12 protein-coding genes are annotated in these 12,227 nt (G+C 42.9%); all 12 read left to right on the forward strand.

The window, feature by feature from the left end; all coding sequences use genetic code 11:
* Positions 1-182 precede the first annotated feature (182 nt).
* The 12 genes from PV403_RS19390 (at position 183) to PV403_RS19445 (ending at position 12,175) form a co-directional block, all read left to right on the forward strand.
* The gene (locus tag PV403_RS19390) at positions 183-1,547 is read left to right on the forward strand and encodes a GH1 family beta-glucosidase (RefSeq protein ID WP_332085671.1); all 1,365 of its coding nucleotides are present in this window, start codon (positions 183-185) and stop codon (positions 1,545-1,547) included.
* A gap of 332 nt (positions 1,548-1,879) precedes the next feature.
* On the forward strand, positions 1,880-2,146 hold the full coding sequence (locus tag PV403_RS19395; protein ID WP_249717620.1) for a hypothetical protein: 267 nt from the start codon (positions 1,880-1,882) through the stop codon (positions 2,144-2,146).
* A gap of 280 nt (positions 2,147-2,426) precedes the next feature.
* Positions 2,427-3,341, forward strand: coding sequence for a cytochrome aa3 quinol oxidase subunit II (qoxA, locus tag PV403_RS19400; RefSeq protein WP_213534715.1), 915 nt, complete (start codon positions 2,427-2,429; stop codon positions 3,339-3,341).
* A gap of 29 nt (positions 3,342-3,370) precedes the next feature.
* Positions 3,371-5,344, forward strand: a complete 1,974-nt coding sequence (locus tag PV403_RS19405; protein WP_332085672.1) for a cbb3-type cytochrome c oxidase subunit I — start codon at positions 3,371-3,373, stop codon at positions 5,342-5,344.
* On the forward strand, positions 5,344-5,961 hold the full coding sequence (cyoC, locus tag PV403_RS19410) for a cytochrome o ubiquinol oxidase subunit III (RefSeq protein WP_213534711.1): 618 nt from the start codon (positions 5,344-5,346) through the stop codon (positions 5,959-5,961). Before PV403_RS19405 ends, cyoC begins: the two co-directional genes overlap by 1 nt.
* A 1-nt stretch (position 5,962) precedes the next feature.
* Positions 5,963-6,298 carry a cytochrome o ubiquinol oxidase subunit IV gene (gene cyoD, locus PV403_RS19415; RefSeq protein ID WP_191803969.1) on the forward strand — a complete coding sequence of 112 codons (336 nt, stop codon included), beginning with the start codon at positions 5,963-5,965 and terminating at the stop codon, positions 6,296-6,298.
* Positions 6,299-6,537: 239 nt separating this feature from the next.
* Entirely contained in the window at positions 6,538-7,215 is a 678-nt protein-coding gene (deoC, locus tag PV403_RS19420; RefSeq protein WP_332085673.1) for a deoxyribose-phosphate aldolase, read from the forward strand.
* Positions 7,216-7,403: 188 nt separating this feature from the next.
* A complete protein-coding gene (gene kduI / locus PV403_RS19425; protein WP_332085674.1) occupies positions 7,404-8,234 on the forward strand; it encodes a 5-dehydro-4-deoxy-D-glucuronate isomerase in 831 nt (276 codons plus the stop codon).
* 37 nt (positions 8,235-8,271) lie between these two features.
* The gene (locus PV403_RS19430; protein ID WP_332085675.1) at positions 8,272-9,024 is read left to right on the forward strand and encodes a DeoR/GlpR family DNA-binding transcription regulator; all 753 of its coding nucleotides are present in this window, start codon (positions 8,272-8,274) and stop codon (positions 9,022-9,024) included.
* A 19-nt stretch (positions 9,025-9,043) separates the two neighbouring features.
* Positions 9,044-9,796 carry a 2-dehydro-3-deoxy-D-gluconate 5-dehydrogenase KduD gene (gene kduD / locus PV403_RS19435; protein WP_332085676.1) on the forward strand — a complete coding sequence of 251 codons (753 nt, stop codon included), beginning with the start codon at positions 9,044-9,046 and terminating at the stop codon, positions 9,794-9,796.
* Between the two features lie 29 nt (positions 9,797-9,825).
* Positions 9,826-10,668, forward strand: a complete 843-nt coding sequence (locus PV403_RS19440) for a sugar phosphate isomerase/epimerase family protein (protein WP_332085677.1) — start codon at positions 9,826-9,828, stop codon at positions 10,666-10,668.
* A gap of 193 nt (positions 10,669-10,861) precedes the next feature.
* Positions 10,862-12,175, forward strand: coding sequence for a homocysteine synthase (locus PV403_RS19445; protein WP_332085678.1), 1,314 nt, complete (start codon positions 10,862-10,864; stop codon positions 12,173-12,175).
* Positions 12,176-12,227: the final 52 nt, after the last annotated feature.

The raw sequence follows: 12,227 nt of genomic DNA on the forward strand, positions 1-12,227 counted from the left end.
TTCTCGATCGAAGTATAACGAAAGCGTCCAAGGTATGAGTGGGAGCTACAATACATATAAAAATGATAATTAAAATTACCTTTTTTTTATGTATTTCGAAAACGTTTTAGATATTTTTTGGTCTTTGTGTCAAAAAACGATAGTTACATAGGTTGTTGAACTAAAAAGATGGAGGAGATTATATGACAATTTTTCAATTTCCAAGTGATTTTAAGTGGGGAACAGCGACGGCATCATATCAGATCGAAGGAGCAACGCAAGAGGATGGAAGAGGAACTTCTATCTGGGATACCTTTGCAAAGACGCCTGGGAAAGTTTTTAATGGCGACAACGGGGATGTGGCTTGTGACAGCTACCACAAATATGAAGAAGACATTGCTTTAATGAAGGAACTTGGTATTAAGACTTATCGTTTCTCTATAGCTTGGCCTCGTATTATCCCTGACGGGGACGGAGAAATTAATCAAAAGGGACTCGATTTTTATCATCGCTTTGTAGATAAATTGATTGAAAATGATATTGAACCTTTCTGTACTCTTTATCACTGGGATCTCCCGCAAGCTCTTCAAGATATCGGAGGTTGGGAGAACAGACGGACAATAGATGCCTTTGTAAAATACTCTGAAGTCATGTTCCGTGAATTCGGTGGTAAAATCAAATATTGGCTTACATTTAATGAACCGTGGTGCATTGCTTTTCTATCTAACTTCATTGGCGCTCATGCCCCTGGGAATAGAGATTTACAAGTTTCTTTAAATGTAGGACACGGAATTTTAGTTGCTCATGGTAAGTCCGTACAAAAATTCCGTGAGCTCGGTATAGACGGCAAGATTGGTATCGCGCCCAATATGGAGTGGGCAGTACCTTATAGCAAAAATGAGGCGGATCAGGCTGCAGCTGATCGACATATTGCTTGGTTTGCCGATTGGTTCCTAGATCCTGTATTTAAAGGGTCCTATCCACAGTTTATGCTGGACTGGTTTGAAGCGGCTGGAGCGAAGCCTGACATTCAGCCAGGGGATATGGAGACGATCTGTCAGCCAATCGATCATCTTGGTATCAACTATTACACGATGAGTGTGGATCGATATAATCCAGATGGTGGAATTCTGCAGATGGAGCCGCTTGATATGGGGCTTGTTCGTACCGATATAGGCTGGCCGGTTGAGTCACGCGGATTATATGAGGCGCTGCATCACTTGCAAAAATACGGCAATATAGATATCTACATTACCGAGAATGGTGCGTGCATTAATGATGGTGTGGAAAATGGAGAAGTGAAAGATTTTCGCCGAATTTCTTACTTGCAGCAGCATATAGTTCAAGTCCACCGTGCAATTAGTGACGGTATTAATCTAAAGGGGTATATGGCCTGGTCTCTCATGGACAATTTCGAATGGGCAGAAGGTTACCGGATGAGATTTGGTCTAGTGCATGTAGATTATCGTTCTTTGGTTCGCACCCCAAAAGAAAGCTTCTATTGGTACCAGAATGTAATTCGTAATAATTGGCTGGAAACGAAAGACGTGTTGAAATTGCAATCGTAGAATAACATTAATGATCGGGCCTGCGCTCCATTTAAGAGTGCAATATGTCACCATTCATAGCTTATAAGTTATAGAACCGCCGGAGATTCATTCTCTTAGGCGGTTTTTTTACTGTGGTCTTATAACACGAAAACCTTAAAAACACATTAAATGAAGTAAAGTCAACCACAAAAGTCATGATTAAAGTTGTAAAAATAAGGGTAAAGACCTTAAAGTGTAAAAATAATGAACAAAGTTTGACTAAAATTTGAACAAACAGTGAACAATTTAGTGAAAGTATGATATATTAAATGTAGTAAACAATTACAAATATTAGAAGGAGTTGAAAAATAATGATTTTTAATAAACCGGTACGTGTAAGCGACAACAAGGAGAATGATGCTCGTTTAACTCAGATGGTTTTTATGATGACGGTTATGGCTTGGGTAGCTCTCATCACTGGAGTTGTTATTTGTTTGTTTAACCTTCATGCTTTGACGAATAGTAATACAGGAATCATGGTGGGCATTGGATTCTTGGTAGGAAGCGTCTATATTTATTTTATTGGGAAAGCTATGGGTCTTCTTAATATTAGAAGAAATGAACGGGATACTGATTAAAGAAAATGAGTTCATCTGGGAAGAAGAGAAGAATTGATTCAAAAACATATTCTAAAGGTAAAAAACCTTAGTTAGTTGGCACCCACCGTGTCCAATGGCTAAGGTTTTTCGTGTTTAAAAATCAAGGGAGAAAATCATTTGTGAGAAAAGATTCACAAATGATATGATCAATTTCGACAAATTTGTTAACAAGACGTTTATGCCTGTTAATATCTGATATCTTTAGGTAGAAGATATTATAGTATCGTTTTGTAATAGCGCGTAAGGAGAGGGGATCAAGATGAACAAAAAACCTAGGTCGCTTTCCAAAATCATTATCGCTGTTGTCCTGTCACTTGTCACCATTGGTGTCATGGTATGGGCTATGTTTGCGGATGAAAGAGGAAGATACGTTGTTCTCGATCCGAAAGGACCGATCGGCGATGCACAAAGAGACTTAATCATTATTTCAACCATTTTGTGCGCGATCATTATTGTACCAACCTTAATACTCGTAGGTGTCATTGTATGGAAGTACCGTGATACACCAGACAACAAATCAAAATACACACCTAATTGGTCGCACAATACGACTGCCGAAGTGATCTGGTGGGGGATTCCAATCCTTATCATTATCATTCTTGGTGCGGTTACTGTGCGGTACACCTATGCCACTGAGCCTTCAAAACCACTGGCATCGGACAAAGAGCCTATTACGATTCAGGCAGTCTCACTAGACTGGAAATGGCTGTTTATGTATCCGGATGAGGATATAGCAAGTGTGAATACACTTACGATTCCGGAAGATACACCAATTCGCTTTGAACTTACCTCAGATGCACCGATGAACTCGTTCTGGATACCTGAACTTGGCGGACAGATGTATACGATGTCCGGTATGGCTATGGTACTTCATCTGCAAGCGGATGAGCCTGGTGTTTATAAAGGTTCAGGTGCTAACTTCTCCGGGGAATACTTCCAAGAGATGAGATTTGATGTGAATGCAGTATCGGATGAAGAGTATGAAGCTTGGGTGAAAGAAGTAAAAGTCCAATCCGAGCCTCTTACCGAAGAATCTTATGAAGACCTTGTATTGCCAAGTGTCGAAGATGAACAATATTTCTCTGCAGTTCCAGATGAAATGTTCCAGAATATCGTTACGAAATATGTAGTTGATAAGAATGAAAATGCTTCTGAAGAAGCTGCAAAAGAATAAATGAATAGCTCGAAAGGAGGCCCTCATCCATGCTAAGTGAGTTTTGGGAGTTCCTGACTACTGAATTCCTCGTTACGGGTGACCCCCTCATTCTAGGGGCACAAGTTTCGATTGGTCTTGCATCAATTGCAATCATAGTCGGGCTCACCTACTTTAAAAAGTGGAAATGGCTCTGGAAAAACTGGTTAACTACGGTTGACCATAAGAAAATCGGTATCATGTATATTTTGGCGGCGATCTTAATGATGTTCCGCGGCGGGGTTGACGCCCTGATGATGAGATTCCAATTGGCCTTGCCGAATATGGAATTCCTTCATGCGGACCACTATAATGCCGTATTTACAACGCACGGTACAATCATGATCCTGTTTATGGCCATGCCATTTATGTTCGGATTATTTAATATCGTTACACCGCTGCAAATTGGAGCGCGTGACGTTGCATTCCCTTATTTGAATGCACTGAGTTTTTGGTTATTCTTCTTAGGAGCTATGCTCTTTAACGTTTCATTTGTTATCGGGGGTTCACCAGCTGCAGGTTGGCTGAGTTATCCGCCTCTATCAGGACTACAGTTTAGTCCGGGGGTAGGACAGAACTTCTATATATGGGGTATCCAGATATCAGGTATCGGTTCCCTCGCAACGGGGATTAACTTCTTAGTAACCATTATCAAAATGCGTGCACCAGGTATGACTTGGATGAAAATGCCGATGTTCACTTGGTCCGTTTTTGCAACAAACATTATTATCTTGTTTGCATTCCCGATTTTGACGGTAACCTTGTTCCTTCTGTTTATGGACCGTTTTGCAGGAACTCACTTCTTCACATTGGATCTCGGGGGTAACCCGATGATGTATATCAACTTGATCTGGATGTGGGGTCACCCTGAAGTTTATATCGTAGTCTTACCGGCATTCGGTATCTTCTCCGAGGTTGTTGCTACGTTCTCGAGAAAGAAATTGTTTGGATATAAATCGATGGTATTCGCAATGCTGATTATCAGCGTATTGTCCTTCTTTACTTGGGTCCATCACTTCTTTACCATGGGCTCGGGCGCCGATGTCAACGCGTTCTTTGCGATAACGACAATGCTTATAGCTATCCCTACCGGGGTTAAAGTCTTTAACTGGCTGTTTACGATGTATCGCGGACGGATTCGCTTTACACTTCCAATGATGTGGACGATTGCCTTCTTCCCATGCTTTATTATCGGGGGTATGACAGGGGTAATGCTGTCGGTAGCGCCAGCAGACTTCCAGTTCCACAACAGTTACTTCCTGATCGCTCACTTCCACCAAGTACTTATCGGTGGCGTTGTGTTCGGTTACTTTGCAGGGATGTACTACTGGTGGCCTAAACTGTTCGGCTTTACATTACCGGATCGCTGGGGACACTGGGCATTCTGGACTTGGAACATTGGTTTCTACCTTACATTTATGCCGCAATATGCGCTGGGTCTGATGGGTATGACTCGTCGTCTAAGCACATATGGTTGGGATACAGGATGGATGCCGCTCAACCTCGTTTCTTCCGTCGGGGCATTCTTGATGGGTGCAGGTTTCTTGTTCCAGCTTCTGCAAATTGCAGATGGTATTCGTAAGCATAAAGAAAATAAAGTGGGAGCGGATCCTTGGGATGCACGTACCCTGGAATGGTCTATTCCGTCTCCTGTACCTGAATATAACTTTGCTATCGTACCTAAGGTTGACTCTGTTGACCAATTCTGGGAAGACAAACAGCGTAGAGCTAACCAACAGGCTGAAACACCGCCAGCATATGAACCGATTCATATGCCTAAAAACACAGGAATTCCGATTGTTATGGCAGTATTCTTCTTTATTGCTGGTTTCGGATTTGTGTGGGGCTGGTCTTGGATGTACATTCCGGGTCTCATCGGTGTAGCGGCATGTTTAGTTGCCCGCTCATTCCAGTACGATACGGATTATTACATTCCGGCTGAAGAAGTAAATCGTACCGAAACAGCCTTGAGGGGGTCGGTATAATGGCACATACAGTAACAAATCAACATTCAAATGCACATGATCACGATCATGGACATCATGATCCACAAGAACTGAAAATGCTCGGCTTCTGGTTGTTCTTGATTTCTGACCTTATCCTGTTTGCCGTATTCTTCGCGACATTTATCGTGCTGCGTGACAATACAGCAGGCGGACCAACGGGTGCTGAACTGTTTAAGATGCCAGGTGTTATTGCAGAAACATTTATCCTATTAACAAGTAGTTTTACAAGTGGTCTAGCAGTACTCGCGATGAACCGCGGTGATAAGAAAGGGTTGATATCCTGGCTTATCGTAACTGGGGTACTCGGTCTTGCGTTCTTAGGACTTGAGATTTTCGAGTTTGTTGAAATGGTTCATGAAGGTGCTACGATTACAACAAGTGCTTTCACTGGTGCATTCTTTACCCTGGTAGGAACACACGGGGCTCACGTTACCTTTGGTCTCGTATGGATGTTCGGACTCTTACTTCAACTCAAGAAACGCGGCATTACGTCTGTAACTCGCGGTAAAGTAATGGCACTTAGCCTGTTCTGGCACTTTTTGGACGTGGTATGGATCTTCTTGCTTACCGTCGTCTACTTGATGGGGGTGATGTAAGATGGCAGAGCAACATAACCATACACATGATTCTCATGAGAACCACGGGTCATTCAAATCTTACCTCATTGGATATTTGATTTCGATCGTGCTCACGATCATCCCGCTTGTGGTAGTTTTGAACGATATGTTCGATAAAACAGTAAACATGATCATTATTCTGATTATGGCAATATTGCAGTTTATTGTTCAGCTCTTCTTCTTTATGCATGTTCGTGAAGGAGAACCGGGTAAACCAAAATGGAATGTCATGGCTCTGATTCTTGGACTTTTGTTGGTACTTACAATTGTTGTAGGTTCCATCTGGATCATGATGAACAACGCGGTTGCTCATTAATCAAAATGATTAACCTAAACACCTTGTCTGCTCTTTACCGAGCGGGCAAGGTGTTTTTTTGCTTGGCGAAATGAAATCTGCTTACTAGCTGAATGGAAAGGAGGCAGGTTACACAAACTGTAGTATAAATTCAGGATGACCTTTGCTTTACGAAGATAGTCTTGTTATGATTACAGATGAACTTTTACAGATGTTAACTAACACATCTAGGATTGATATAAGAAGGGACGATTCCAATCATGACACAAACCGCGATTGCTCCATTAATTGACCATACATTACTTAAGGCTGATGCCCGCCGTGAAGATATTATTAAACTTGCAGAAGAGGCAAAAACATATGGATTTGCTTCTGTATGTGTGAATCCAGGATTTGTATCGACTGCTTATGAAGTGTTGAAAGATACACCGCAGGTAAAAGTATGTACAGTAATTGGGTTTCCCCTTGGAGCGACTACGTCAGAGGTCAAAGCCTATGAGACCAAGGATGCAATTGCTAACGGAGCTACCGAAGTAGACATGGTAATTAACATTAGCGCACTAAAAGACGGCAATGATGACTATGTTGCTGCCGATATCAAAGCTGTCGTTGACGCTGCTAAAGGAAAGGCTCTTACGAAAGTAATTATTGAGACTTGTCTGTTAACGGAGGAAGAGAAAGTACGTGCGTGCAAACTTGCAGTGCAGGCAGGAGCAGACTTTGTTAAAACATCAACCGGGTTCTCTACGGGCGGAGCAACCAAAGAAGACATTGCTCTTATGCGTAAGACAGTCGGTCCTAATGTTGGCGTAAAGGCATCCGGAGGAGTCCGGAGCGCTGAAGATGCACTAGTAATGATCGAAGCAGGAGCTTCCCGAATTGGGACAAGCGGCGGCGTAGCTATTGCAAAAGGTGAACGTTCTAACAGCAACTACTAAAACCTCAAATTTAAAAATAAGGAAGAAAACGACTCCTCATGGAGTCGTTTTTTTTGTCTTCATTTTCAAAGTTGAGCAATTATTTCATCTTTATTCAAAAAAGGTGTACACAAATGAAATGAAATGAACTAATATAAACCTATATGAACCTAAATAAATTACTCACTATGGAAAGGGTTGAAGAAAAAATGCAAAACCGTTATGCGTCTCATCCCAATGAAGTGAAGAAATTTGATACAAAACGTTTACGTGAGGAATTCCTAATCGAAGACTTGTTTACGAAGGACGAACTTGTCACCGTGTACTCGCATGTAGATCGTTATATTGTAGGTTCTGCGGTTCCTGTATCCGAGGATATTAAACTTGAGGTTCCCCTGAAGGATATCGGTACGGACTTCTTCCTTGCTCGCCGTGAAGTTGGAATAATTAACATTGGTGGACATGGGACCGTGACAGCGGATGGTGTGAGATACGAGGTAGGAGCAAAAGAATGCTTATATATCGGTTTAGGTGTAAAAGAAGTGATTTTCCATGCCGGAGCGGAAGAAGCGCCGCAGTTTTATTTTGTATCTACACCAGCACATCATGCTTATCCTACGGTAAAAGCTACACAAGAAGATGCCACACCAAGTCACCTTGGCAGCATTGAATCCTCCAATGAGAGAACAATTTACAAATACATTCATGAAGGCGGTATCAAAAGCTGTCAGTTAGTACTTGGGATTACAGAACTTGCCCCAGGAAACATGTGGAATACCATGCCTGCTCATACTCATAATCGTCGCTCTGAAGTTTACTTATATTTTAATCTTCCAGAGCAAGGGGCTGTTTTCCACATGATGGGGGAGTCGGATGAAACAAGACATCTCGTTGTTCGGCAAGGTCAGGCAATCATCTCACCTAGTTGGTCCATTCATAGCGGGGTAGGAACAAGCAACTATACTTTCTGCTGGGCGATGGCCGGTGAGAACCAGACGTTTGATGATATGGACGGCGTTGCAATGACCGAGCTAAAATAAACGGAAGACAGAAATACAGATAGGAAGTTGAAATAGTATGAACTCAATGAAACGGCACGAAAAGATTATGGAAACGCTGCTTGAACAGAAAGAAGTTACAGTCAGTGAACTGAGCGAAAAGCTCGATGTAACAGGAAAGACGATTCGTGAGGATCTGGATAAGCTGGAATCCATGGGACTCCTGATGAGAGTACATGGCGGGGCAGTGCTGGCTCAAAAGGATCAGTATGGTATTCTTACCAGCAGAGGGGCGCTGGAGAAGCATAACTCGGAGAAAATAGAGATTGCGGAGCGGGCAATCACTTATATTACACCGGGAGATATTATCGCTCTAGACGGCGGCAGTACAACGCTGGAGATTGCTAGACTGCTGCCTAATGAAACCCTTACCGTGATTACGAACGATTTATTTATCATTGCAGAGCTCACCAAGAAAGACCAAATTCGCCTCGTTGTACCGGGAGGATCAAGAGTAAGGAATATGCTGGTTAGTGAAGATACGGAGCATTTTATTAGGAAACTAAATATTCATAAGGCATTCATTTCTACTACGGCTCTTCATCCAGAGTTTGGTTTTTCGATCTATACCGGTGATTTGGTTCCTTTAAAAAGAGCACTCATTCAAACTGCACAGCATGTTTATGCTGTTGTTGATCATTATAAATTCGGGAATTTTGCTCTTCGTACATTTGCACAGCTACCGGAGGTTCATAAGGTAATCAGTGATCGTGCTCTGGATGAGAGCATACTGACTCCTTATAAAGATGCAGGAATAACTATCGATTATTAACTTGCAGGAGGCGGGAAAGATGCGTGTTTTTGACTTGAGCGGAAAAGTAGCATTGGTTACCGGAACAACCGGCGGCCTGGGACAAGGCATGGCACTGGGGCTTGCTGAGGCAGGAGCAGATATTGTTGCGGTTTCGAACACTTTGCCTACGGAGACTGTACAGGCCATTGAAGCCCTTGGACGTAAGGCAATATCTATTCAAGCAGATTTAAGTATAGAGGAAGAGCTAGCTGGTGTTTTTGAACAGGCTCTTGGGTTCCAAGGGAAAATTGATATCCTTGTTAACAATGCAGGAATTATTCGGCGTACACCGGCTGCGGATCACGCAGCTTCGGATTGGCACGACGTGATCGATTTGAATCTAAACACCGTGTTTTTCCTTAGTCAACTTGCGGGCCGGCATATGATTGAGCGGGGAAGCGGTAAGATTATCAGCATTGCTTCTATGCTTTCCTATCAAGGCGGAATCAACGTTCCTGGATATACGGCGAGTAAACATGCAGTAGCTGGACTGACAAAGGCTTTGGCGAATGAATGGGCCGTAAAAGGGATCCAAGTCAACGCGATTGCTCCCGGCTATATGGTTACAAGCAATACGCAGCAGATTCGAGAAGATGAAAATCGGTATAAAGATATAACAGCACGGATTCCGGCTGGTCGCTGGGGAACCCCAGATGATCTAAAAGGTCCTGTTGTATTTCTCGCATCGGATGCATCTGATTATTTGAATGGTCATGTACTGAATGTAGATGGGGGCTGGCTTGCTCGCTAGCATTTCTCGCCTAAAGGAGGATTACGAGAATGAAACTTGGAGTACTGGCTCATACGTTCGGTAAACAGAAAACAGCAGATCTAGCCCGCCGTATTGCGGGCAGCGGATTTACTTCTGTTCAGCTTGCACTTTCTAAAGCGCTTTCTGATATCGATTCATCAAACGGAAAGCTGAGCCCAGGGCTTGCTCATTGGGTGGGTGAACAATTTGATAATGAAGGAATTCGCATTGCCGTTCTTGGATGCTATATTGATCCTGTTCATCCTGATCCGGAAGCAAGAAAGCTTGAACTCACTAGGTTTAAGGAGCATTTGCGGTATGCCCGTGATTTTGGTTGCAGCATCGTGGCAACGGAAACAGGAAGTCTCACGACTTACCAAGGATCGCATCCCGAATCTTATGAGGAGCAAGGGTACCTTGTACTGCGTGATTCAGTGATGGAGCTGGCAGAAGAGGCAGATCGATGGGGCGTAAATATAGCTATTGAACCTGTTTCTGTGCACACGATGCACACCACAGAGCATATGCAGCGTCTTTTTGAGGAGATTCCGAACTCCAGTGTTGGCCTGCTGTTCGATCCATGTAACCTGATGAAGTTAGAGCATGTCGTGAATCAGGCTGATTTCTTGAAAGATGTCTTCGATAAGTTATTTGATCGTATGATTGCGATTCATGCCAAAGATGTTGCCTTTGATGTAAACGGTAAAAAATATAATCCGCTACCTGGTGAAGGTATCCTTGATTATCCTTTGTTTTTTCAACTGCTCAAAACCTATAAACCTCACATCGATATCTCCCTCGAAGGGGTTACGGCAGAGCAAGCAGATGATGCAGCCGCCTATTTGCGCCGGTTGTGGCATGCCGGGCAATAACCTATCGTGAAATTCAGAAAACACCTTTCATTCGTAACTCAATGATAGGTGTTTTTTTATATAATTTATTCGTGATTTAATTTTATTATAATATTCATAGGAAAACTCGGATTTTATTCTTTTCAAAAGGTTCAAGTTGTGAGAGAATATGGAAAATGCGAGGTAGCCATCTCGTTAAGGAGGAATAAGTAATATGTCAAATGACAAAAAGGATTTTGCTTTTGAAACGCTCGCTGTACACGCAGGTCAGGAAATTGATCCTACGACCTTATCTAGAGCGGTTCCTTTGTATCAGACGACTTCTTATGGATTCCGTGATAGTGAACATGCGGCTAATTTATTTTCCCTTCAAGAATTCGGAAATATTTATACAAGAATCACTAATCCTACAACGGATGTGTTCGAGAAGCGGATTGCCGCTCTTGAAGGCGGGGCAGGAGCGCTTGCCACAGCTTCAGGTCAAGCTGCAATTACCTTTTCTATCCTAAATATTGCGGGCAGTGGGGATGAAATCGTATCTTCTTCCAGCCTATATGGCGGTACGTATAATCTATTTTCTAATACACTGAAGAAGCTTGGGATTACCGTTCATTTTGTAGATTCTACAGATCCTGAAAACTTTCGAGCCGCGATTACAGATAAGACAAAAGCCATCTATGCAGAGACCATTGGAAACCCGCAAGGGAATGTACTTGATATCGAAGCGATCGCAGAGATTGCACATAACAGTGGAATACCTCTAATCGTAGATAATACGTTCCCAAGTCCGTACCTATTAAGACCTATTGAACATGGAGCTGATATCGTGGTTCATTCAGCTACCAAATTCATAGGCGGACACGGTACTTCTATTGGGGGAGTAATTGTCGATGGCGGGAAGTTTGATTGGAGTGCGAGCGGCAAATTCCCTGGTCTGACAGAACCGGATCCAAGTTATCATGGGTTAAAATATACAGAGGCGGTAGGAGAGCTAGCCTACATTATAAAAGCCAGAGTCCAGTTGCTTCGTGATTTGGGGTCGAGTATCGCACCATTTAATTCATGGTTATTACTGCAGGGACTTGAGACCCTTCATCTCCGTCTCGAACGCCACAGTTCCAATGCACTGCAAGTAGCTGAATATTTAGAAAGCCATCCAGATGTAGAGTGGGTAAGCTATGCAGGATTACCGAGCCATCCTTCCTATTCGCTTGCACAGAAATATCTGCCTAGAGGGCAAGGGGCCATTCTTACCTTTGGTATTAAAGGCGGAGCAGAGGCAGGGGCAAAGTTAATCGAAAATGTACAGTTGTTCTCCCACTTAGCGAATGTAGGAGATTCAAAGTCACTTATTATTCACCCAGCAAGTACAACACATCAGCAGTTAAGCGAGGATGAACAGAAGGCAGCTGGGGTACATCCAGAGTTGCTTCGTCTATCGGTTGGTACAGAGAATATCCAGGATATATTGCAAGATCTTGAACAGGCCATTGCCGCGAGTCAGCAAACAGCTGTATCCCGTATTTAACCAAAGTTTTAGTCATTATTGAATAGATGAGTGAGCACCCTAATGGGGTGCT

The sequence above is a fragment of the Paenibacillus sp. GYB006 genome, assembly GCF_036577645.1.
Taxonomy (GTDB): domain Bacteria; phylum Bacillota; class Bacilli; order Paenibacillales; family Paenibacillaceae; genus Paenibacillus.

Excerpts from the sequence above, each read along its gene's own strand:
- kduI (WP_332085674.1), top strand. The coding sequence starts at position 7,404 with ATGCAAAACCGTTATGCGTCTCATCCCAATGAAGTGAAGAAATTTGAT.
- cyoC (WP_213534711.1), top strand. The coding sequence starts at position 5,344 with ATGGCACATACAGTAACAAATCAACATTCAAATGCACATGATCACGAT.
- PV403_RS19390 (WP_332085671.1), top strand. The coding sequence starts at position 183 with ATGACAATTTTTCAATTTCCAAGTGATTTTAAGTGGGGAACAGCGACG.
- cyoD (WP_191803969.1), top strand. The coding sequence starts at position 5,963 with ATGGCAGAGCAACATAACCATACACATGATTCTCATGAGAACCACGGG.
- kduD (WP_332085676.1), top strand. The coding sequence starts at position 9,044 with ATGCGTGTTTTTGACTTGAGCGGAAAAGTAGCATTGGTTACCGGAACA.
- PV403_RS19430 (WP_332085675.1), top strand. The coding sequence starts at position 8,272 with ATGAACTCAATGAAACGGCACGAAAAGATTATGGAAACGCTGCTTGAA.
- PV403_RS19405 (WP_332085672.1), top strand. The coding sequence starts at position 3,371 with ATGCTAAGTGAGTTTTGGGAGTTCCTGACTACTGAATTCCTCGTTACG.
- qoxA (WP_213534715.1), top strand. The coding sequence starts at position 2,427 with ATGAACAAAAAACCTAGGTCGCTTTCCAAAATCATTATCGCTGTTGTC.
- deoC (WP_332085673.1), top strand. The coding sequence starts at position 6,538 with ATGACACAAACCGCGATTGCTCCATTAATTGACCATACATTACTTAAG.
- PV403_RS19440 (WP_332085677.1), top strand. The coding sequence starts at position 9,826 with ATGAAACTTGGAGTACTGGCTCATACGTTCGGTAAACAGAAAACAGCA.
- PV403_RS19395 (WP_249717620.1), top strand. The coding sequence starts at position 1,880 with ATGATTTTTAATAAACCGGTACGTGTAAGCGACAACAAGGAGAATGAT.
- PV403_RS19445 (WP_332085678.1), top strand. The coding sequence starts at position 10,862 with ATGTCAAATGACAAAAAGGATTTTGCTTTTGAAACGCTCGCTGTACAC.